Annotated in this window: 18 protein-coding genes; 11 read left to right on the top strand and 7 right to left on the bottom strand. The window is 60.7% G+C overall.

Annotated features, from left to right (window positions below; all coding sequences use genetic code 11):
• Nucleotides 1-219 precede the first annotated feature (219 nt).
• Nucleotides 220-2,670 (bottom strand): glycogen/starch/alpha-glucan phosphorylase, encoded by a 2,451-nt coding sequence (locus tag LQ215_RS07820; RefSeq protein WP_230148588.1) that lies wholly within the window; start codon nt 2,668-2,670, stop codon nt 220-222.
• A gap of 253 nt (nt 2,671-2,923) precedes the next feature.
• Between LQ215_RS07820 and LQ215_RS07815 the strand changes: the two genes are divergently transcribed.
• A complete protein-coding gene (locus tag LQ215_RS07815; protein WP_003196865.1) occupies nt 2,924-3,361 on the top strand; it encodes a YkgJ family cysteine cluster protein in 438 nt (145 codons plus the stop codon).
• Nucleotides 3,362-3,582: 221 nt separating this feature from the next.
• Here LQ215_RS07815 and typA read toward each other — a convergent pair whose 3' ends face one another.
• Both typA and thiI read right to left on the bottom strand, forming a co-directional pair.
• Complete coding sequence (gene typA / locus LQ215_RS07810; RefSeq protein ID WP_003186725.1) at nt 3,583-5,403, bottom strand: translational GTPase TypA; 1,821 nt, start codon at nt 5,401-5,403, stop codon at nt 3,583-3,585.
• A 138-nt stretch (nt 5,404-5,541) separates the two neighbouring features.
• Nucleotides 5,542-6,996 carry a tRNA uracil 4-sulfurtransferase ThiI gene (gene thiI, locus LQ215_RS07805; protein ID WP_230148586.1) on the bottom strand — a complete coding sequence of 485 codons (1,455 nt, stop codon included), beginning with the start codon at nt 6,994-6,996 and terminating at the stop codon, nt 5,542-5,544.
• A gap of 328 nt (nt 6,997-7,324) precedes the next feature.
• On the opposite strand from thiI, the gene glnA reads away from it, so the two are divergent.
• The 6 genes from glnA to ntrC all read left to right on the top strand — a co-directional run bounded on the left by glnA (nt 7,325) and on the right by ntrC (nt 14,191).
• On the top strand, nt 7,325-8,731 hold the full coding sequence (glnA, locus tag LQ215_RS07800) for a type I glutamate--ammonia ligase (protein ID WP_014336114.1): 1,407 nt from the start codon (nt 7,325-7,327) through the stop codon (nt 8,729-8,731).
• Nucleotides 8,732-8,852: 121 nt separating this feature from the next.
• Complete coding sequence (locus tag LQ215_RS07795) at nt 8,853-9,416, top strand: chorismate mutase (RefSeq protein ID WP_230148584.1); 564 nt, start codon at nt 8,853-8,855, stop codon at nt 9,414-9,416.
• Between the two features lie 864 nt (nt 9,417-10,280).
• Nucleotides 10,281-10,799 carry a DUF4124 domain-containing protein gene (locus tag LQ215_RS07790; protein ID WP_230148582.1) on the top strand — a complete coding sequence of 173 codons (519 nt, stop codon included), beginning with the start codon at nt 10,281-10,283 and terminating at the stop codon, nt 10,797-10,799.
• Nucleotides 10,796-11,419: a DUF4124 domain-containing protein gene (locus tag LQ215_RS07785; protein WP_230148580.1), complete on the top strand. Its 624-nt coding sequence runs from the start codon at nt 10,796-10,798 to the stop codon at nt 11,417-11,419. The genes LQ215_RS07790 and LQ215_RS07785 overlap by 4 nt, the downstream gene beginning before the upstream one ends.
• Before the next feature lie 253 nt (nt 11,420-11,672).
• Nucleotides 11,673-12,758: a nitrogen regulation protein NR(II) gene (gene glnL / locus LQ215_RS07780; protein ID WP_053117539.1), complete on the top strand. Its 1,086-nt coding sequence runs from the start codon at nt 11,673-11,675 to the stop codon at nt 12,756-12,758.
• Nucleotides 12,755-14,191, top strand: a complete 1,437-nt coding sequence (ntrC, locus tag LQ215_RS07775) for a nitrogen regulation protein NR(I) (RefSeq protein ID WP_058546238.1) — start codon at nt 12,755-12,757, stop codon at nt 14,189-14,191. Before glnL ends, ntrC begins: the two co-directional genes overlap by 4 nt.
• Before the next feature lie 540 nt (nt 14,192-14,731).
• Here the strand turns inward: ntrC and LQ215_RS07770 are convergent.
• Nucleotides 14,732-15,172: a hypothetical protein gene (locus LQ215_RS07770; protein ID WP_230148578.1), complete on the bottom strand. Its 441-nt coding sequence runs from the start codon at nt 15,170-15,172 to the stop codon at nt 14,732-14,734.
• On the opposite strand from LQ215_RS07770, the gene trmL reads away from it, so the two are divergent.
• Entirely contained in the window at nt 15,171-15,626 is a 456-nt protein-coding gene (trmL, locus tag LQ215_RS07765) for a tRNA (uridine(34)/cytosine(34)/5-carboxymethylaminomethyluridine(34)-2'-O)-methyltransferase TrmL (protein ID WP_003196848.1), read from the top strand. The genes LQ215_RS07770 and trmL overlap by 2 nt on opposite strands.
• Nucleotides 15,627-15,813: 187 nt before the next feature.
• Here the strand turns inward: trmL and secB are convergent, their stop codons facing one another.
• Genes secB through LQ215_RS07750 form a run of 3 tightly spaced genes read right to left on the bottom strand, consistent with a single transcriptional unit; the run spans nt 15,814 to nt 17,007 of the window.
• Nucleotides 15,814-16,296: a protein-export chaperone SecB gene (gene secB / locus LQ215_RS07760; RefSeq protein ID WP_230148576.1), complete on the bottom strand. Its 483-nt coding sequence runs from the start codon at nt 16,294-16,296 to the stop codon at nt 15,814-15,816.
• Nucleotides 16,297-16,337: 41 nt separating this feature from the next.
• On the bottom strand, nt 16,338-16,592 hold the full coding sequence (gene grxC / locus LQ215_RS07755; RefSeq protein WP_230148575.1) for a glutaredoxin 3: 255 nt from the start codon (nt 16,590-16,592) through the stop codon (nt 16,338-16,340).
• Between the two features lies 1 nt (nt 16,593).
• Nucleotides 16,594-17,007 carry a rhodanese-like domain-containing protein gene (locus tag LQ215_RS07750; RefSeq protein WP_230148574.1) on the bottom strand — a complete coding sequence of 138 codons (414 nt, stop codon included), beginning with the start codon at nt 17,005-17,007 and terminating at the stop codon, nt 16,594-16,596.
• Nucleotides 17,008-17,159: 152 nt separating this feature from the next.
• On the opposite strand from LQ215_RS07750, the gene gpmI reads away from it, so the two are divergent.
• The 3 genes from gpmI (at nt 17,160) to LQ215_RS07735 (ending at nt 21,547) form a co-directional block, all read left to right on the top strand.
• Complete coding sequence (gene gpmI, locus LQ215_RS07745) at nt 17,160-18,689, top strand: 2,3-bisphosphoglycerate-independent phosphoglycerate mutase (RefSeq protein WP_230148573.1); 1,530 nt, start codon at nt 17,160-17,162, stop codon at nt 18,687-18,689.
• Nucleotides 18,690-18,905: 216 nt separating this feature from the next.
• Nucleotides 18,906-20,198 (top strand): murein hydrolase activator EnvC family protein, encoded by a 1,293-nt coding sequence (locus LQ215_RS07740; RefSeq protein WP_230148572.1) that lies wholly within the window; start codon nt 18,906-18,908, stop codon nt 20,196-20,198.
• Between the two features lie 32 nt (nt 20,199-20,230).
• Nucleotides 20,231-21,547 carry a S41 family peptidase gene (locus tag LQ215_RS07735; protein ID WP_230148571.1) on the top strand — a complete coding sequence of 439 codons (1,317 nt, stop codon included), beginning with the start codon at nt 20,231-20,233 and terminating at the stop codon, nt 21,545-21,547.

Below are 21,547 nucleotides of genomic sequence, written 5' to 3'. Positions count from 1 at the left end.
GAGCAAAGCTTGCTCGCGATCCAGGCGCTGCGGTCCTCAAGAGACCGCGGCGTTTTCATCGCGGGCAAGCCTTGCTCCCACACAGCCCGCTCCCCACATTGGATTGTCGGCGTGCCATTAACTGAGCCCGGCCACACCCCAGCCCGGCGAAACTGGCGCCTAGTATATCGACGAAGCCCAACTGCCGTTGGGCTTCGCTCACATTTCTTACAGCAAATGCTACTCCAGGGCTTTCCAGATGTCGGTCGCGTACTCACGGATGGTCCGGTCCGAAGAGAACCAGCCCATCCGCGCGGTGTTGAGCACTGCCGAACGCCACCATTGCTTGGAGTCGTGCCAACGCTCTTCGACCTTGACCTGGGCGTTCCAGTACGCGTCGAAGTCGGCGCACACCAGGAAGCGGTCGTAGTCCACCAACGAGTCCACGAGCCCGACGTAGCGCATCGGATCATCTGGCGAGAACACTCCGCCGCGAATCGCCTGCAACACGTCGTTGAGTCGATGGGACGCGGCGATGTCCGGCGCGGCGCTGAATTCGCCGTTTTGCTTGCGGGCCTCCACCTGCTCGGCGGTCAGGCCGAAGATGAACATGTGCTCACCGCCGACGCGCTCATGCATCTCCACGTTGGCGCCGTCCATGGTGCCGATGGTCAGCGCGCCGTTGAGGCCGAACTTCATGTTGCTGGTGCCCGACGCTTCGAAACCGGCCGTGGAGATCTGCTCCGACAGGTCCGCCGCCGGAATGATGCTTTCGGCCAGGCTGACGTTGTAGTTGGGCAGGAACACCACTTTGAGCAAGCCGCGCACGGTCGGGTCGTTGTTCACCACCCGGGCGATGTCGTTGGTCAGCTTGATGATCAGCTTGGCCTGGTGGTAACTGGCGGCGGCCTTGCCGGCGAAGATCTTCACCCGCGGCACCCAGTCCACTTCCGGCTCGGCACGGATCGCCTGGTACAGCGCCACGGTGTGCATCAGGTTGAGCAACTGGCGCTTGTACTCGTGGATCCGCTTGACCTGCACGTCGAACATCGCCGCCGGGTTCACGGCAATCCCCAACCGCTCGTGGATCAAGTAGGCCAGGGCCTTCTTGCTGTGCAGGCGCTGCTCGGCGAACTGCTTGCGAAACGCCGGCTTGTCGGCAAACGGTTCCAGTTCGATCAAGCGCTCCTCGGGGTTGTCGAGCACGCTTGGGCCGAGGGCATCGACCATCATCGAGGTCAATTCGGAGTTGGCCTGGAACAACCAGCGGCGGAAGGTGATGCCGTTGGTCTTGTTGTTGATCCGATCCGGATAGAGCTTGTGCAACTCGGAAAACACCGTGCTGCGCATCAGTTGGGTATGCAACCCGGACACGCCGTTGACGCTATGGGAACCAAGGAACGCCAGGTTGCCCATGCGCACCCGGCGGCCATTGTCTTCTTCGATCAGCGACACCGAGCGCAGCACATCGAAATCGTGCACGCCCTTGGCCCGCAGTGAATCGATGTGCTGGGCATTGATCAGGTAGATGATCTGCATGTGCCGGGGCAACATGCGCTCCATCAACCCCACCGGCCAGGTTTCCAGGGCTTCGGGCAGCAGCGTGTGGTTGGTGTAGGACAGCGTGTCCTGGGTGATCTGCCAGGCCGCGTCCCAAGCCACGTCGTAGACGTCCACCAATTGCCGCATCAGCTCGGCCACGGCAATGGACGGGTGAGTGTCGTTGAGCTGGATTGCGGCGTGATCGCCCAGGGTCAGTACCGAGGTGTGCATGTTGCGATGCCGGCGCAGCAGGTCTTGCAGCGAGGCGGCGACGAAGAAGTATTCCTGACGCAGACGCAGCTCCTGACCGGCCTCGGTGCTGTCGGCCGGGTACAGCACGCGGGAAATACTTTCGGCCCGGGCCACTTCAGCTACCGCGCCCAAGTGGTCGCCGGCATTGAAGCGCTCCAGGTGCAGGTCTTCCACGGCTCGGGCACGCCACAGGCGCAGGGTATTGACGCTGGCACCGCGCCAACCCACCACCGGCGTGTCATAGGCAATGGCCCGCACGGTTTCGCCCGGCGTCCAGACTTGCCGGGTCTTGCCGGCGTCATCGGTGACGGTCTCGACGCTGCCGCCAAAGCCGATCGGGTAGACCACCTCCGGCCGCTCGAACTCCCACGGGTTGCCGAAATCCAGCCAGTGTTCGGTCTGCTCCTGCTGCCAGCCGTCGACAATCGCCTGGCGGAACAGGCCGTGCTCGTAACGGATGCCGTAGCCATGGCCGGCAATGCCCAGGGTCGACATGCTTTCCATGAAACACGCGGCCAAGCGGCCAAGACCGCCGTTGCCCAATGCCGCATCCGGCTCGAGCAAGCGGATACGTTCCAGGTCCACGCCCAGCTCGGTCAGGGCCTCGCGCGCCGTGTCCAGCAGGCCGAGGTTGCTCAGGCTGTCGTAGAGCAAGCGACCGATGAGGAATTCCAGGGAGAGGTAATAGACGCGCTTCTGACCCTTGCGGTAGATCTGTCGCGTGTGATCCATCCAGTGTTCGACCATGTGGTCGCGGGCAGCGAGGGCAATGGCTTCGAACCAGTCGTGATCAAACGCATGATCCGGGTCCTTGCCGACGGCATAAGTGAGTTTGGTCAACACGGCGTCGCGAAATGCCGCAACTTCGGCTTCGCGAACAAGTGGTTCTTGAGTCATTGATGAGACCTCGAACGAGCATGGAATTGTCTGAGCCTAGTCGGTCTGACAGACGGTACAGGCTCTTGGTTCGGTGGATTTCCCCGAGTGTCGGAGAATCGCCGCCATGAAATTGCCGGATGGTCGAATGAATGCAGGGGCCGTGCCGATCCGGGCGGGTTTGGCCGGAATGAAAAAAAACTGGCGGATGGTCGTTCAAAATTTCACCAGTCCCGGTATGATCGCGCGCCCTGATGCATGCTGGTAAACCGTGATGATGAAGCCCAACCTGATCGCCGCCGCGGAGATCGACCGACTCGATACCTGGGCCAAGTACTCTGCCCCGATGTGCGGTTCCTGCGTGTCGAGCTGCTGCACGCTGCCGGTGGAGGTCAAGATCAAGGACCTGATCCGCATCGGCATCGTCGATGAGTTCGAACTGGGCGACCCGCCGAAGAACATCGCCAAGCGCCTGCAAAAGGAAGGGATCGTCGAGCGCTACAACCAGAAATCCGAGATCTTCACGCTCCAGCGCATGAGCAACAACGATTGCCTTTATCTGGATCGCAAGAGCCGGTTGTGCACCATTTACGAGAAACGCCCGGACACCTGCCGCAACCATCCGCGGGTTGGACCACGGCCAGGCTATTGCGCCTACAAGCCCAAGGAAGTGGAGCGCGAGCGTAATCCGCGGACGCTGGACAAATTCTGACCAAATGGCTCAGCGGCGTCTGAGCCACCGTCATCGCGAGCAAGCTCGCTCCCACAGTAGATTTATGTCGGACACAAAATCCGTATCCACCGCAAATCCACTGTGGGAGCGAGCTTGCTCGCGATAGGGCCCTGACAAGCGACACACAAAACCCAGGCATAAAAAAACGCCCCCGATCTCACGACCGGGGGCGTTTTTTTAGCCGCTAACTAAGTCGAAACTCAGTTGCCGCTTTTCTTGGCAGCGCGGGTACGCTCGCTTTCGCCAAGGATTTTCTTACGCAGGCGAATCGACTTAGGCGTCACTTCACACAGTTCGTCTTCCTGCACGAACTCCAGCGCTTGCTCCAGGGTGAACTTGACCGGCGGAACCAGGGCGATGGTTTCGTCCTTGCCCGAAGCACGCATGTTGTCGAGCTTCTTGCCTTTGGTTGGGTTCACGCCCAGGTCGTTGTCGCGGCTGTTCAGGCCGACGATTTGACCTTCGTAGATATCCTGGCCGTGCTCGACGAACAGCTTGCCGCGCGCTTGCAGGGTTTCCAGCGAGTAGGTCAGGGCCTTGCCGGTCGCAACCGATACCAGGACACCGTTCTGACGGCCGGACATGTCACCGGACTTCATCACGTCGTAACGATCGAAGATCGAAGTCAGGATGCCGCCACCGGAGGTCAGGGTCAGGAACTCGTTACGGAAACCGATCAGGCCACGAGCCGGGATGTTGTACTCAAGGCGCACACGGCCCTTGCCATCCGGAACCATGTTGGTCAGGTCGCCTTTACGCAGGCCCATTTGCTCCATGATCGCGCCCTGGGATTCTTCCGGCAGGTCGATGGTCACGTTTTCGTACGGTTCGTGCTTGACGCCATCAACCATGCGGATGATCACTTCAGGACGGCCCACGCCCATTTCGAAACCTTCACGACGCATGGTTTCGATCAGTACCGAGAGGTGCAGCTCGCCACGGCCGGAGACCTTGAACTTGTCGGCCGAGTCGCCTTCTTCAACGCGCAGGGCAACGTTGTAGAGCAGCTCTTTGTCCAGGCGTTCCTTGATGTTACGGCTGGTCACGAACTTGCCTTCTTTACCGCAGAATGGCGAGTCGTTGACCTGGAAGGTCATGGAAACGGTTGGCTCGTCGACGGTCAACGGCTTCATCGCTTCGACGTTCAGTGGGTCGCACAGGGTGTCGGAGATGAACAGTTGCTCGAAGCCGCTGATGCAGACGATGTCGCCGGCTGCAGCTTCTTCAACGTCGATGCGGTGCAGGCCGTGGTGACCCATCAGCTTGAGGATACGACCGTTGCGCTTCTTGCCGTCGGCGTCGATGGCAACCACCGGGGTGTTCGGCTTGATGCGACCACGGGCGATACGGCCAACACCGATCACACCCAGGAAGCTGTTGTAGTCCAGTGCCGAGATCTGCATCTGGAACGGACCGTCACGGTCGACTTTCGGTGCTGGTACGTCGTCGACGATCGACTGGTACAGCGGGGTCATGTCTTCAGCCATGGCGGTGTGGTCCAGACCGGCAATACCGTTCAGGGCCGAGGCGTAGACGACTTTGAAGTCCAGCTGTTCTTCGGTGGCACCCAGGTTGTCGAACAGGTCGAAGATCTGGTCCAGAACCCAGTCCGGACGCGCGCCTGGACGGTCAACCTTGTTGATGACCACGATCGGACGCAGGCCGGCTTCGAAAGCCTTCTTGGTCACGAAGCGGGTTTGCGGCATAGGGCCGTCCTGGGCATCAACCAGCAGCAGCACGGAGTCAACCATCGACATCACGCGCTCTACTTCACCACCGAAGTCGGCGTGGCCCGGGGTGTCCACGATGTTGATGTGGTAGCCATTCCAGTTGATGGCGGTGTTTTTCGCCAGGATGGTAATACCGCGCTCTTTTTCCTGGTCGTTGGAGTCCATCACGCGCTCGTCGTTGAGCTCGTTGCGCTCCAGGGTGCCGGATTGACGCAAGAGTTTGTCTACCAGGGTGGTCTTACCATGGTCAACGTGAGCAATGATGGCGATGTTGCGTAGATTTTCGATCACTTGTGTATCTCGATCAGAGGATTCGGTGTGCTGACAGGTCGTGGCAGCGATTTACGTTGAGTCCGACAAGGCCGTTACAGCCTGTCGGCGGCGTCGGGGGGCCGGTGACGCAGGCCACAGGCAAACAGCCCCGGGCACTTAGCTCGGTCGATAAACGCGCACATTGGCATGCCCCTCACTGAGCAAATGGTGGGCATGCAGGCGACTCATCACGCCTTTGTCGCAATACAGCAGGTACTGGCGAGTAGGGTCCAGTTCCTTGAAACGCGCGTTCACGGCATAGAACGGCATCGTTTTTACCTCGATGCCGGCGATACTCAGCGGGTCGTCTTCAGCGTCGTCCGGGTGACGGATGTCGATGATGATCTGACCGGCCAGCGCTTCGCCGACTTCTTCAATCTGAATGTTCTGGCCCAACTCATCGATGACTCGATCGATTGGCACCAGCCTGGCGTTTTCGAGCGCACGCTCGAGCACCGCCATGTCGAATTCTTTCTCTTCGTGCTCCACCCGCCCGCGCTTGGCCGCCGTCTTCGGATTGACCGAGATGACGCCGCAGTACTCCGGCATGTGCCGGGCAAACTCGGCGGTGCCGATTTCATTGGCCTGGTCGATGATGTCCTGCTTGTGGCTGGCAATCAGCGGCCGCAAGACCAACTTCTCGGTCACGCAGTCGATCACCGACAGGTTCGGCAGCGTCTGGCTCGACACCTGGGAGATCGCCTCGCCGGTCACCAGTGCATCGATTTGCAGGCGGTCGGCAATTCGTGAAGCGGCGCGCAACATCATACGCTTCAAAATGACGCCCATATGACTGTTATCGACTTTGCCGAGAATCTCGCCCAGGACTTCTTCGAACGGCACACTCACAAATAACACGCGCTGGGAGCTGCCGTACTTCTTCCAGATGAAGTGCGCCACTTCCATCACGCCCAGTTCATGGGCACGTCCGCCGAGGTTGAAGAAGCAGAAATGGCTCATCAAGCCGCGACGCATGATCTGGTAGGCGGCCACCGTGGAGTCGAAACCGCCGGACATCAACACCAGGGTCTGCTCCAGCGAACCCAGCGGGTAACCGCCGATGCTGTTGTGCTGGCTGTGGATCACGAACAGCCGCTGGTCGCGAATTTCGATGCGCACTTCGACCTGCGGGTCTTTCAGCGAAATACCGGCCGCGCCGCACTGTCGGCGCAACTGGCTGCCGACATACTTCTCCACATCCATCGAGCTGAACGGGTGCTTGCCGGCACGCTTGCAGCGCACCGAAAAAATCTTGCCGGCCAGGGCATCACCATAATGGAGCATGCACTTGGCGAGGATGTCGTCGAAATCCCCCAGCGGGTATTCGTCGACTTGCAGGAAATGCGCGATGCCCGGCATGCAGCTCAGGCGCTCGGTCATTTCCTTCAGGACCTTGGGTTCGCTGACACGGGTTTCCAGCTCGAGGTTGTCCCACACGCCGTTCACCACCACGGCCGGGTCCAGGTCTCGGAGCACGGCGCGGATGTTCTTGGCCAACTGGCGGATGAAACGCATCCGTACCGGGCGGCTCTTGATGGTGATCTCGGGGAAGACTTTTACGATTAGTTTCATGAAAACAGCGCGCGAACGGCCAGCCGAAAAAGGGGGGCGCGGATTATAGCGGAAATTGCTCAAGGTTTAACCAGTTTATGTGCAGATGGTTTTGCATGCACCAAAACAGGTCATTATCGATTGGCGACGCCACATTGCAGTGCGTTATTGTCTGACAATCTTTGATTTACGCCTTTAAAAGCGTGGATTTGGTGCAAAAAACCCATGCTGGGGCACTGGCATGCAATTTGCTCCCTTGTGAGGCAGGTTGCCATGGCAGAGTATTCGCGCCGGCATCACCCATATCTAAGGGCACTCCACTACCCGCCCGAAGCCACCCGGAGGACATATGTCGAAGTCGGTTCAACTCATCAAAGATCATGACGTCAAGTGGATTGATCTGCGCTTCACTGACACCAAAGGTACTCAACATCACGTGACCATGCCGGCCCGTGATGCGCTGGACGACGAATTCTTTGAAATCGGAAAGATGTTCGACGGTTCCTCCATCTCCGGCTGGAAAGGCATCGAAGCCTCCGACATGATCCTGATGCCGGACGACGAAACGGCCGTCCTGGACCCGTTCACCGAAGAGCCGACCCTGATCCTGGTCTGCGACATCATCGAACCTTCGACCATGCAAGGCTATGACCGCGACCCACGCGCCATCGCCCACCGCGCCGAGGAATACCTGAAGTCCACCGGTATCGGCGACACCGCTTTCTTCGGTCCTGAGCCTGAGTTCTTCATCTTCGACTCGGTCAAGTTCAAGTCCGATATCTCCGGCTCCATGTTCAAGATCTTCTCCGAACAAGGTTCGTGGATGTCCGACCAGGACGTGGAAGGCGGCAACAAAGGCCACCGTCCAGGTATCAAAGGCGGCTACTTCCCGGTTCCACCGTTCGATTTCGACCACGAAATCCGTACCTCCATGTGCAACGCACTGGAAGAAATGGGCCAGACCGTCGAAGTTCACCACCACGAAGTGGCCACTGCCGGCCAGAACGAAATCGGCGTGAAGTTCAACACGCTGGTCAAGAAGGCTGACGAAGTCCAGACCCTGAAGTACTGCGTACACAACGTTGCCGACGCCTACGGTCGCACCGCGACCTTCATGCCGAAGCCACTGTACGGCGACAACGGTTCGGGCATGCACGTTCACATGTCGATCTCCAAGGACGGCAAGAACACCTTCGCCGGCGAAGGCTATGCCGGCCTGTCGGACACTGCCCTGTACTTCATCGGCGGTATCATCAAGCACGGTAAGGCCCTGAACGGCTTCACCAACCCGTCGACCAACTCCTACAAGCGTCTGGTACCAGGCTTCGAAGCCCCGGTCATGCTGGCCTACTCGGCTCGCAACCGTTCCGCCTCGATCCGTATTCCTTACGTGAACAGCCCGAAAGCCCGCCGTATCGAAGCACGCTTCCCGGATCCGGCTGCCAACCCGTACCTGGCCTTCGCTGCACTGATGATGGCCGGTCTGGACGGTATCCAGAACAAGATCCACCCTGGCGATGCCGCTGACAAAAACCTGTATGACCTGCCGCCTGAAGAGGCCAAGGAAATTCCACAGGTGTGTGGCAGCTTGAAAGAAGCCCTGGAAGAGCTGGACAAGGGCCGTGCCTTCCTGACCAAGGGCGGCGTATTCAGCGATGACTTCATCGACGCTTACATCGCACTGAAAAGCGAAGAAGAAATCAAGGTTCGCACCTTCGTACACCCACTGGAATACGAGCTGTACTACAGCTGCTGATCCAGTAAACGCCGCCACGCACGGCGTGAATAAAGAGAGGCCTCCTTCGGGAGGCCTTTTTTATGGGCGCAGGTTACGTGCATGATGCCCCGGCGCTCCCCCACAGAAGACGAGATTGCCCATGACTTTGCGCTTCAAGCTCTGCCTTGCCCTGTCTGCCGCGCTGCTGGCCGCCACCGCCGAAGCCGCCTCGGCTCCCGCCCCTGAAGCCCTTACCCCGTTGCTTAACGCCATTGGCGAACGCCTGGCCCTCGCCGATCAAGTGGCGTTGAGCAAATGGGACAGCCATAAACCGGTAGAAGACCGTCAGCGCGAGCGTGAAGTCATTGCCGGCGCCGTTGCCCAGGCGCCGGCCTACAAGCTCAGTGGCGAAACCGTGGAAGCGTTTTTCGCCGCCCAGATAGAAGCCAACAAAATGGTGCAGTACATCAACCTGTCCGACTGGGCCCTGGAAGGCAAGGCCCCGGACCTCCCACGCCCGGACCTGGTGGGACAGATCCGCCCGCAGCTCGATCGACTGCAAAAACGCCTGCTGCAACAACTGGCCGACTTCACCCCCTACCGCACCGACCCGCAGTGCCCGCAATGGCTGGCCCGAGCCACCCACCACAACAAACAGCACCCGGTACACCGCCTCGCCCTGATCCGGGCGACCGGAGAGCTATGTATCTCCACAAAATCCTGAGGCACCCCACTTCCCCTGTGGGAGCGAGCTTGCTCGCGATGAGGCCGGCACAGCCAACATCTCAGTGACTGACATACCGCTTTCGCGAGCAGGCTCGCTCCCACAGTGGTTCTGCATCGGACACAAGATTTGTGTTCACAGCAGATCTCCTGTGGGAGCGAGCTTGCTCGCGATGAGGCCGGCACAGCCAACATCTCAGTGACTGACATACCGCTTTCGCGAGCAGGCTCGCTCCCACAGTGGTTCTGCATCGGACACAAGATTTGTGTTCACAGCAGATCTCCTGTGGGAGCGGGCTTGCTCGCGATGAGGCCGGCACATCCAGCATCCCTGTGACTGACACGCCGCTATCGCGAGCAAGCTCGCTCCCACAATGGTTCTGCATCGGGCCCAAGGGTTGTGTTCACAGCAGATCCCCTGTGGGAGCGAGCTTGCTCGCGATGAGGCCGGCACATCCAACATCTCAGTGACTGACATACCGCTTTCGCGAGCAGGCTCGCTCCCACAGTGGTTCTGCATCGGACACAAGATTTGTGTTCACAGCAGATCTCCTGTGGGAGCGGGCTTGCTCGCGATGAGGCCGGCACAGCCAACATCTCAGTGACTGACATACCGCTTTCGCGAGCAGGCTCGCTCCCACAGTGGCTCTGCATCGGGCACAAGATTTGCGCTCACAGCAGATCCCCTGTGGGAGCGAGCCTGCTCGCGAAGGCGGCGGCACAGTCGATACCGATGCAAGCTGACACACCGCATTCGCGAGCAAGCCCGCTCCCACAGGAGGCGCATGTAACACAACAACTTGGGCCAACCCTCCGCCCTGACCTATGCTGCAACCCATCACTTTTAGTTTTCGGTCGATTTTCCATGGGTCGTGGTTTTCCAATCATCCTGTTGTTGCTGTTGGCACTGCCCGCCGCCGCGCAGATCTACAAGTACACCGACGCCGAGGGCAACACCGCCTACAGCAACCAGCCGCCCCAAGGCGTACCGGCCCAGACGGTGGAGTTGCCGCCGCTCAACAGCATCGAACGCCAATCCCCAGCCAGCCCGAACACACCACCAGCCCCCGCCAACAGCGACGAGCCGCGCAATGCCTACGAGATATTGGAACTGACGGACATCCCCACCGACGAAGCCCTGCGCGCCAACAATGGCACTTTCACCGTTGGCGTCCGGGCACAACCGCGCCTGCAGAGCCCGCATCTGTTCCGGTTGTTGCTGGACGGCCAACCCTACGGCCAGCCGTCCAACGTGCCGCGCCTGCAATTGATGAACATCGATCGAGGCGAGCACAGCCTGGCGGTTCAAGTCATCGACGGGGATACCCTCGTGCAACAAAGCGAGACCGTGACCTTCACCGTACAGCGGGTGCACCAGCCATGATCCGCTGGTTGCTCGCGCTCAGCCTGGCACTGGCGGCGCTGCCTGGGGTGGCGCAGGTCTACACCTACATCGATGCCCAGGGTAATCGCGTCTTCACCGATCAGCCGCGCCCCGGCAATGCGAAGAAAGTCCAACTGCCACCCAGCAACCGGATGTCGACGCCGCCCCCGAGCACAACCTCGGCGCCCGAGCCCGAAGCCCGGCCCGAGCCCCTGTTTCATTACGAAATGCTCCGACTGTTGATACCCGAGCCGGACGCGACGATTCGCAGCACCGCAGGCGAACTGATCGTCAGCGTCACCAGCGAACCCGGCCTGAAAAAGGGCCACCGCTATCGCCTGTTGCTCGATGGCCAGCCAACAGGCGCGCCGGGGCCGAGCCCGGTGTTTGCCTTGAGCAACATCGATCGAGGCACGCATCACCTGGCGGTAGAAATCCTCGATGAGCAGGACCGCATCGTCGAACGCACCGCCAACCAGCCCTTCCACATGCAACGCATGTCCCTGGCGCAAAAGCGCCGCATCAAACCCTGCGCCCTGGCCGATTACGGTCAACGCCCCGAGTGTCCCCTCGCCGAAAAACCTGAAGAAGAAAAAAGCAGCATCTTGCCGTTCTTCTGATGCTGCTCAGGCTGGCGCACTATATTGGTGCAATCCATTGCACGCTACTCAGTTTTTAAACCCATTTTGGTTCGAAAGTACCCGAAAAAGCTGGCAGAACGCCACGCGACAGGGCGAAAAACACCCTTTTGAGGCTCTAAACGCTTCTTTTCGGAGCCTTGGTTTGGTTTTTGCATTTTCCTGGCAATAGCGCATCAATCGCGCGCGCAATTTGGGACCGGTCCCCAGTTGCTACGCTCCAAAAGAGGTCCTGATGACCATTAGCGACGCACTACACCGCTTGCTGCTCGACAACCTCACTACCGCGACCATCCTGCTCGACGCCGAACTGCGCCTCGAGTACATGAACCCGGCGGCAGAGATGCTCCTGGCCGTCAGTGGCCAGCGCAGCCACGGGCAGTTCATCAGCGAGTTGTTCACCGAATCCGCCGAAGCGCTCAATTCCTTGCGCCAGGCGGTGGAACAGGCCCATCCGTTCACCAAGCGCGAAGCGATGCTCACCGCGCTGACGGGCCAGACCCTGACCGTGGACTACGCGGTTACACCGATCCTGAACAACGGCGCCACCCTGCTGCTGCTGGAAGTCCACCCGCGTGATCGCTTGCTGCGCATCACCAAGGAAGAGGCGCAACTGTCCAAGCAGGAAACCAGCAAGATGCTGGTGCGTGGCCTGGCCCACGAGATCAAGAACCCCCTCGGCGGGATTCGTGGCGCGGCGCAGTTGCTCGCCCGCGAACTGCCGGAAGAAAGCCTCAAGGACTACACCAACGTCATCATCGAAGAAGCCGACCGCCTTCGGAACCTGGTGGACCGCATGCTCGGCTCGAACAAGCTGCCATCGCTGGCGATGTGCAACGTCCATGAAGTGCTGGAGCGCGTCAGCAGCCTGGTGGAAGCCGAAAGCCAAGGCTGCATCACGTTGGTGCGCGACTATGACCCGAGCATTCCCGATGTCTTGATCGACCGCGAGCAGATGATCCAGGCCGTGCTGAACATCGTGCGCAACGCGATGCAAGCCATCAGCAGCCAGAACGAGCTGCGCCTGGGTCGCATCAGCCTGCGCACCCGCGCCATGCGCCAGTTCACCATTGGCCATGTGCGCCATCGCCTGGTGACCAAGATCGAAATCATCGACAACGGCCCGGGCATCCCTGCCGAACTGCAGGAAACCATCTTTTTTCCCATGGTCAGCGGCCGCCCGGACGGTACCGGGCTGGGCCTGGCCATTACCCAGAACATCATCAGTCAGCATCAGGGCTTGATCGAGTGTGAAAGCCACCCCGGCCACACCACTTTCTCGATCTTCCTGCCACTGGAACAAGGAGCCACATCGACATGAGCCGTAGTGAAACCGTGTGGATCGTCGATGACGACCGTTCTATCCGTTGGGTCCTGGAAAAAGCCTTGCAACAGGAAGGCATGACCACCCAGAGCTTCGACAGCGCCGATGGGGTGATGAGTCGCCTGGCGCGTCAGCAACCGGACGTCATCATCTCCGACATCCGCATGCCTGGCGCCAGCGGCCTGGACCTGCTGGCGCGGATTCGCGAACAGCATCCGCGACTGCCGGTGATCATCATGACCGCCCATTCCGACCTGGACAGCGCCGTGGCGTCCTACCAGGGCGGCGCTTTCGAATACCTGCCCAAGCCGTTCGACGTCGATGAAGCCGTGTCCCTGGTCAAGCGCGCCAATCAACATGCCCAGGAACAACAGGGCATGGAAGAGGTGCCGGCCCTGGCCCGCACCCCGGAAATCATCGGCGAAGCGCCGGCGATGCAGGAAGTGTTTCGCGCCATCGGGCGCCTGAGCCACTCCAACATCACCGTGCTGATCAACGGCGAGTCGGGCACCGGTAAAGAACTGGTGGCCCACGCCCTGCACCGTCACAGCCCACGGGCGGCATCGCCGTTCATCGCGCTGAACATGGCCGCGATTCCCAAGGACCTGATGGAGTCCGAGCTGTTCGGCCACGAAAAAGGTGCGTTCACCGGCGCGGCCAACCTGCGGCGCGGGCGCTTCGAGCAAGCCGACGGCGGCACATTGTTCCTCGACGAAATCGGCGACATGCCGGCCGACACCCAGACCCGCTTGCTGCGCGTGCTGGCCGATGGCGAGTTCTACCGGGTGGGCGGGCATACGCCGGTCAAGGTGGACGTGCGCATCATCGCCGCGACGCACCAGAACCTGGAAACCCTGGTTCACGCCGGCAAATTCCGTGAGGACTTGTTCCACCGCCTGAACGTGATCCGCATTCATATCCCGCGCCTGGCGGACCGTCGCGAAGACATCCCGACCCTGGCCCGGCACTTCCTCAGCCGCGCGGCCCAGGAACTGGCGGTCGAGCCCAAGCTGCTCAAGAGCGAAACCGAGGAATACCTCAAAAACCTGCCGTGGCCGGGCAACGTGCGTCAGTTGGAAAACACCTGCCGCTGGATCACGGTGATGGCTTCGGGGCGCGAAGTGCACATCAGCGACCTGCCGCCGGAGTTGTTGAGCCTGCCGCAGGATTCGGCCCCGGTGACCAACTGGGAGCAAGCCCTGCGCCAGTGGGCCGACCAGGCCCTGTCTCGCGGCCAGTCGAGCCTGTTGGACAGCGCCGTACCGGCCTTCGAGCGGATCATGATCGAAACCGCCCTCAAGCACACCGCCGGCCGCCGCCGCGACGCCGCCGTGCTGCTGGGCTGGGGCCGCAATACCTTGACCCGCAAGATCAAGGAATTGGGGATGAAGGTCGACGGTGGGGATGATGATGACGGGGATGAGGGCTGATCGGCCTTTAACCCTTCGCTGATCTTGAAGGCCAATCGCGAGCAAGCTCGCTCCCACAATGGTTCTGCATCAGGCACAAAATTTGTGTTCACCGCAGATCCCCTGTGGGAGCGAGCTTGCTCCGGGCGGCGATCCGACGATGCTTTTTAAAGGACTGTGTGCACCGCATCAATGCACTGCGAACCGCAATTGCGCATGCACAACGAGCCAAAACCAATCGATCCAGCTCAAAAAAAAATGCACAAATAAAAACAAAAGCCCCGGAATACGGGGCTTTTCGCTTCTTCAGCAGATTTTTTGTGACAAGCCATTTAAAACTGGCACGCCCCCTGCAATAACCCAATCACTACCCAGTTTCGGGGACCTTGGTACAGGCAGGCCGGGGATTCCCCATTTTATACCGGGCTCATCGAGCCCACTGTTTTGGGGGCCTTGATACAGGCAGGTCAAGGTTTCCCTTCTTTACACCAGGGCTGGACCTTCGCGGTAAGCCCTCCCGTTTTGGGGACCTTGGTATAGGCAGGCCGGGGATTCCCTCTTTTATTGCTCCTGGAGACGGACCTCCAGCCGCCAGCGGTCATCGACCTCGCTGGCGGTCCACGTCCCGCGCAACGGACGCGCCGCCACCAGCGTCAGCAAAACCCCTTTGTCACTCAACCGCACCCGCCAGTTCACGTCCTTGCCGTTGAGCTTGAGCTGGCCCTTCTGCGGCCGACCTTGCGCTTCGAACAACAGCGCCACCGAGCCGTCGATGACTTCCCCGTGCAGCTTGGGTTCGGTGTTGAACCAGGCCACCACCCCACCGTCAATCACCTCGACCTGCTGCAGCACGCTCGGTTCGGGCGTGGTCAGGCGTCCGATCATCAATCCGACCATCATGCCGAAGATCGCCAACGAACCCATCACCCGAGGCATTAGCTTCGAACGTCGGTCGGTTTGCGGCGTAGAATGCCGCTCATCTTCATCTGCGGAGCCGTGCATGTTTCACGTCATCCTTTTTCAACCGGAAATTCCGCCGAATACCGGCAACGTCATCAGGTTGTGCGCCAACAGCGGCTGCCACCTGCATTTGATCGAACCGCTGGGCTTCGACATGGACGACAAGCGCCTGCGCCGTGCCGGTCTCGACTATCACGAGTATGCCACCTTGCAGCGTCACGCCGACCTTGCCAGCTGTCTGGAAAGCCTCGGGCATCCGCGCCTGTTCGCCTTTACCACCAAGGGTTCGCGGCCGTTCCATGACGCCAGCTTTGTCGCCGGAGATGCGTTCCTGTTCGGCCCGGAAAGCCGTGGCCTGCCGGCCGAGGTGCTGGACGCCCTGCCCGCCGACCAGCGCCTGCGCCTGCCGATGCGCGAAGGCTGCCGCAGCCTGAACCTGTCCAATACCGTGGCGGTGGCGGTTTATGAGGCGTGGCGGCAGAACGGCTTCGCCTGAGCCCTTCCTGCCCGCCAGAAACACCTGTGGGAGCTAGCCTGTAAGAGCCGAGCTTGCTCGCGATGAAGTCGACACGGTTCAACTGCAAAACCGCGTCATCGTTCATCGCGAGCAAGCTCGGCTCCCACAGGGCTCGCTCCCACAGGTTTTGTGCTCGGCTGACGGACGCTATGCCCGACCGTGCCGCTTACTGAACGGTCGCGTCGCCTTCTTGCTGCATGCGCTGCAGTTCTTGCGCATACAGGGCATCGAAGTTCACCGGGGCCAGCATCAGGGCCGGGAACGAACCGCGGGTCACCAGGCTGTCCAGGGTTTCGCGGGCGTAAGGGAACAGGATGTTCGGGCAGAACGCGCCGAGGGTGTGGCTCATCGAAGCGGCATCCAGATTCTTGATCAGGAAGATCCCGGCCTGTTGCACTTCGGCGATGAACGCCACTTCGTCACCGTTTTTCACGGTAACCGACAGGGTCAGCACCACTTCGTGGAAGTCATCTTCCAGGGCTTTCTGGCGTGTGTTCAGGTCCAGGCCTACGCTCGGCTCCCACTGCTGGCGAAAGATCGCCGGGCTTTTCGGGGCTTCGAAGGACAGGTCACGGACATAAATGCGCTGCAAGGAGAATTGCGGTGCGGCTTCTTCTTCAGTGGCAGCTGTGTTCTGTTGGTCAGTCATCGCAGATCCTTCTTACTTTCAGGTTCTATTAATAGGAAAATTCAGGCCTTGAGCAGTGCGTCGAGCTTGCCGGCGCGCTCCAGGGCGAACAGATCATCGCAACCGCCCACGTGGGTGCTGCCGATCCAGATCTGCGGCACGGACGTGCGCCCGGCCTTCTGGGCCATTTCGGCGCGCAGTTGCGGCTTGCCGTCGACCTTGATCTCTTCGAAGGCCACGCCTTTGTTCTGGAGCAGGAACTTGGCTCTGGAACAATAGGGGCAGTAATCGCTGGAATAGACAACGACGTGGGACATTTCACTTCACCAGGGGCAGATTGTCGGCTTTCCAGCTCGCAACACCGCCGGACAGCTTGGCAGCGGTGAAACCGGACTTCATCAGCTCGCGGGCGTGGGTGCCGGCGTGCTGGCCTTGGGCATCTACCAGGATCAGCGTCTTGGTCTTGTGTTTTTCCAGCTCGCCGATCCGGGCGATCAGTTTGTCCTGGGGGATATTCACCGCCCCGACAATGTGGCCGGCGGCGTAATCCTTGCTCGGGCGGATGTCCACCACCACGCCGGCATCCTTGTTGACCAGCGCCGTCAGCTCGCCGGTACTCAGGCTGCGACCGCCACCCTGTATCGTATGGGCTACCAGCAACGCCAGCAGTACGACGAAGATACCGACGAGAATGTAGTGGTTAGTGGCAAATTCAATCAGGTGAGCAACCATCGAAGGAGGTTCCAGGGCGTTAAAATGTCGGCCAGTATACACAGCACGCAAGGCCGGCCAAACCCCGCCCGGCGGTGACGCCGTCGGAACTTACCTTTAAACTGCCCGTCCCTTTTGCATCGTCTTCTTTTAACCCGCCACGAGTGGATTCCATGACTACCACGCCTAAACCTTTGGTCCTGATGATTCTCGACGGCTTCGGTCACAGTGACAGCCACGAATCCAACGCCGTGTATTCGGCCAAAAAGCCTGTACTGGACCGCTTGTGGGCCACCGTGCCCAACGGCCTGATTTCCGGCAGCGGCATGGACGTCGGCCTGCCGGACGGGCAGATGGGCAACTCCGAAGTCGGCCACATGAACCTCGGCGCCGGCCGCGTGGTGTACCAGGACTTCACTCGCGTGACCAAAGCGATCCGCGACGGTGAGTTTTTCGAAAACCCGACCATCTGCGCCGCCGTGGATAAAGCCGTGGCTGCCGGCAAGGCCGTGCATTTCATGGGCCTGCTGTCCGACGGTGGCGTGCACAGCCACCAGGACCACTTGATTGCCATGGCCGAACTGGCCTTCAAGCGCGGTGCCGAGAAGATCTATCTGCACGCGTTCCTCGATGGCCGCGACACCCCGCCGAAAAGCGCCACCTCGTCGATCGAACTGCTGGACGCCGCGTTCCAGGCCCTCGGCAAGGGGCGCATCGCCAGCATTATCGGCCGCTACTACGCCATGGACCGCGACAACCGCTGGGACCGCGTGGCCCAGGCCTACAACCTGATCGTCGACGGCAAAGCCGAGTTCAACGCCGCCACCGCCCAGGAAGGCCTGCAAGCCGCCTATGAGCGCGGTGAAAGCGACGAGTTCGTCAAGGCCACCACCCTCGGTGAGCCGGTCAAGGTAGAAGACGGCGATGCCGTGGTGTTCATGAACTTCCGCGCCGACCGCGCCCGCGAACTGACCCGCGTGTTTGTCGAAGACGACTTCAAGGAATTCGAACGCGCTCGCCAGCCGAAACTGGCCGGTTTCGTGATGCTGACCCAATACGCCGCCAGCATCCCCGCGCCATCGGCCTTCGCCGCCGGCAGCCTGGAAAACGTGCTGGGCGACTACCTGGCGAAGAACGGCAAGACCCAACTGCGCATCGCCGAAACCGAAAAGTACGCCCACGTGACGTTCTTTTTCTCCGGCGGCCGTGAAGAGCCTTTCCCAGGCGAAGAACGCATCCTGATCCCTTCGCCAAAAGTCGCCACCTACGACCTGCAACCGGAGATGAGCGCGCCGGAAGTGACCGACCGCATCGTCGAGGCCATTGAAAACCAGCGTTACGACGTGATCGTGGTCAACTACGCCAACGGCGACATGGTGGGCCACAGCGGCGTGTTCGAGGCGGCGGTCAAGGCCGTGGAATGCCTGGACACCTGCGTTGGCCGCATCGTCGAAGCCCTGGAAAAGGTCGGCGGCGAAGCCCTGATCACGGCCGACCACGGCAACGTCGAGCAGATGTCCGACGAATCCACCGGCCAGGCCCACACCGCCCACACCACCGAGCCGGTGCCGTTCATCTATGTCGGCAAGCGCAACTTCAAGGTCCGCGACGGCGGCGTGCTGGCCGATGTCGCGCCGACCATGCTGATGTTGCTGGGCATGGAGAAACCGGCGGAGATGACCGGGACTTCGATCCTGGTCTGACCCAACACTTACCAATGTGGGAGCGAGCTTGCTCGCGATAGCGGCATTACAGTCAACATCTATGTTGGATGTCATGGCCTCATCGCGAGCAAGCTCGCTCCCACAGGGTTCAAGGTGTTTTTTGGGCCAGTTATCACACAGCCCCAAATGGGCGTTTTTTTTGCAGCCTGGGGCGGGCATACTAGGCCGTCCCTTTCCCTGGTGTCGCCCGCCTCTATGCTTCGCGTCCTGATAGCCCTCGCTCTGACCTGCTTGCTCCAACCGGCCTTCGCCGACGAGCGCGCGCAAACCCAACAGCAGTTGGAAGCCACGCGCCAGGACATTGCCGAGCTGAAAAAGCTGCTGGGCAAGTTGCAGGAAGAGAAATCCAGCGTGCAGAAAGACCTGCGCGGCACCGAGACCGAGATGGGCAATCTGGAGAAACAGGTCGAGGCCCTGCAAAAAGAGCTGAAGAAAAGCGAATCCGAGCTGCAGCGACTCGATGGAGAGAAAAAAAAACTCCAGAGCGCGCGCACTGAACAGCAAAAGCTGATCGCCATCCAGGCTCGGGCCGCCTACCAGAACGGCCGCCAGGAATATCTCAAGCTGTTGCTCAACCAGCAGAACCCCGAGAAATTCGCCCGCACCCTGACTTATTACGACTACCTGAGCCAGGCCCGCCTGGAACAGCTCAAGAACTTCAACGAAACCCTGCGCCAACTAGCCAATGTCGAAAAAGACATCGAACTGCAGCAAGCCCAGTTGCTGGTGCAGAAAAGCAGCCTCGACACCCAGCGCGAAGCACTGGAGAAGGTTCGCAAGGAACGCCAGGTGGCCCTGGCCAAGCTCAATGATGACGTGAAGGCCCGCGACAGCAAACTCAAGGCCCGCGAGCAGGACCAGGCCGAACTGGCCAATGTGTTGAAAACCATCGAAGAAACCCTGGCCCGCCAGGCCCGAGAGGCAGAAGAAGCGCGCCAGAAAGCGCTGATCGCCCAGCAGGAAGCCGAAAAAAAGCGTTTGCGTGAAGCCCAGGCCGACGCGGACGCCGGCGATGCGCCGCGCAAGCCGGTGAAATCAAGTCCCGGCGCGCTGGTTTCCAGTGATGGCGAAACCTTCGGCGGCGCTTTTGCGTCGGCGCGGGGCAAACTTCCATGGCCGGTCAATGGTCGACTGCTTGCGCGCTTCGGTGAAACCCGCGGCGACGACACCCGCACCAAGTGGGACGGCGTGATGATCAGCGCCTCCGCCGGCAGCCAGGTGCATGCCGTGCATGGCGGGCGCGTGGTCTTCGCTGACTGGCTGCGCGGCGCCGGCCTGCTGGTGATCCTGGATCACGGCAACGGTTATTTGAGCCTGTACGGCCACAACCAGACGCTGCTCAAGTCCGCGGGGGATGTGGTCAAGGCCGGTGAGTCCATCTCCACGGTCGGTAACAGTGGCGGGCAGGATACGCCAGCACTGTATTTCGCTATTCGTCAGCAGGGTCGCCCCAGTGACCCGGCCCAATGGTGTCGTGCGCAAGGATAAGCGCGCCCATCCTATTAAGGAGTTCGTTCGACATGCTGCATTTGTCCCGCCTTACCTCGCTGGCCCTGACGATCGCCCTGGTGATCGGTGCGCCCCTGGCTTTCGCCGCCGAACCGGCCCCGTCGGCACCCGCCGCCACAGCCGCGACCACCAAGGCCCCGCTGCCGCTGGACGAACTGCGCACCTTTGCCGAAGTCATGGACCGGATCAAGGCCGCCTATGTCGAACCGGTGGACGACAAGGTACTGCTGGAGAACGCCATCAAAGGCATGCTCAGCAACCTTGATCCGCATTCGGCCTACCTGGGGCCGGAAGATTTTGCCGAGCTGCAGGAAAGCACCAGCGGCGAATTCGGCGGCCTGGGCATCGAGGTCGGCAGCGAAGACGGTTTCGTCAAAGTGGTTTCGCCGATCGACGACACGCCCGCCTCCAAGGCCGGCATCCAGGCCGGTGACTTCATCGTCAAGATCAACGGCCAGCCGACGCGCGGCCAGAGCATGACCGAAGCCGTGGACAAGATGCGCGGCAAGATCGGCCAGAAGATCACCCTGACCCTGGTGCGCGACGGTGGCGCGCCGTTCGACGTGACCCTCACGCGCGCGGTCATCCAGGTCAAGAGTGTGAAGAGCCAGCTGCTGGAGTCGGGCTACGGTTATATCCGCATTACCCAATTCCAGGTCAAGACCGGCGAAGAAGTCGCCAAGGCCCTGGCCAAGATGCGCAAGGACAACGGCAAGAAACTCAACGGCCTGGTCCTGGACCTGCGCAACAACCCCGGCGGCGTGCTGCAATCGGCGGTGGAAGTGGTGGATCACTTCATCACCAAGGGCCTGATCGTCTACACCAAGGGCCGCATCGCCAATTCCGAGCTGCGTTTCTCGGCCACCGGCAACGACCTGAGCGAAGCGGTGCCATTGGTGGTGCTGATCAACGGCGGCAGCGCCTCGGCCTCGGAAATCGTCGCCGGCGCCCTGCAGGATCAGAAGCGCGGCGTGGTCATGGGCACCACCAGTTTCGGCAAAGGCTCGGTGCAAACCGTATTGCCCCTGAACAACGACCGCGCCCTGAAGATCACCACCGCGCTGTACTTCACGCCCAACGGTCGCTCGATCCAGGCCCAGGGCATCGTTCCGGACATCGAGGTGCGCAAGGCCAAGATCACCAACGAGCAGGACAGCGAATACTTCAAGGAAGCCGACCTGCAAGGTCACCTGGGCAATGGCAACGGCGGCGCCGACAAACCGACCGGTTCCGGTGGCAAGGCCAAGCCAATGCCACAGGATGACGACTACCAGTTGGCCCAGGCCCTGAGCCTGCTCAAAGGGTTGAACATCACGTCCGGCCGCTGA

Source organism: Pseudomonas brassicacearum (genome assembly GCF_918698105.1).
In the GTDB taxonomy this organism is placed as follows: Bacteria; Pseudomonadota; Gammaproteobacteria; order Pseudomonadales; family Pseudomonadaceae; genus Aquipseudomonas; species Aquipseudomonas brassicacearum_F.
The sequence above is the reverse complement of the archived record's forward strand: the minus strand, read 5'-3'. Positions and strand labels throughout refer to the sequence as shown.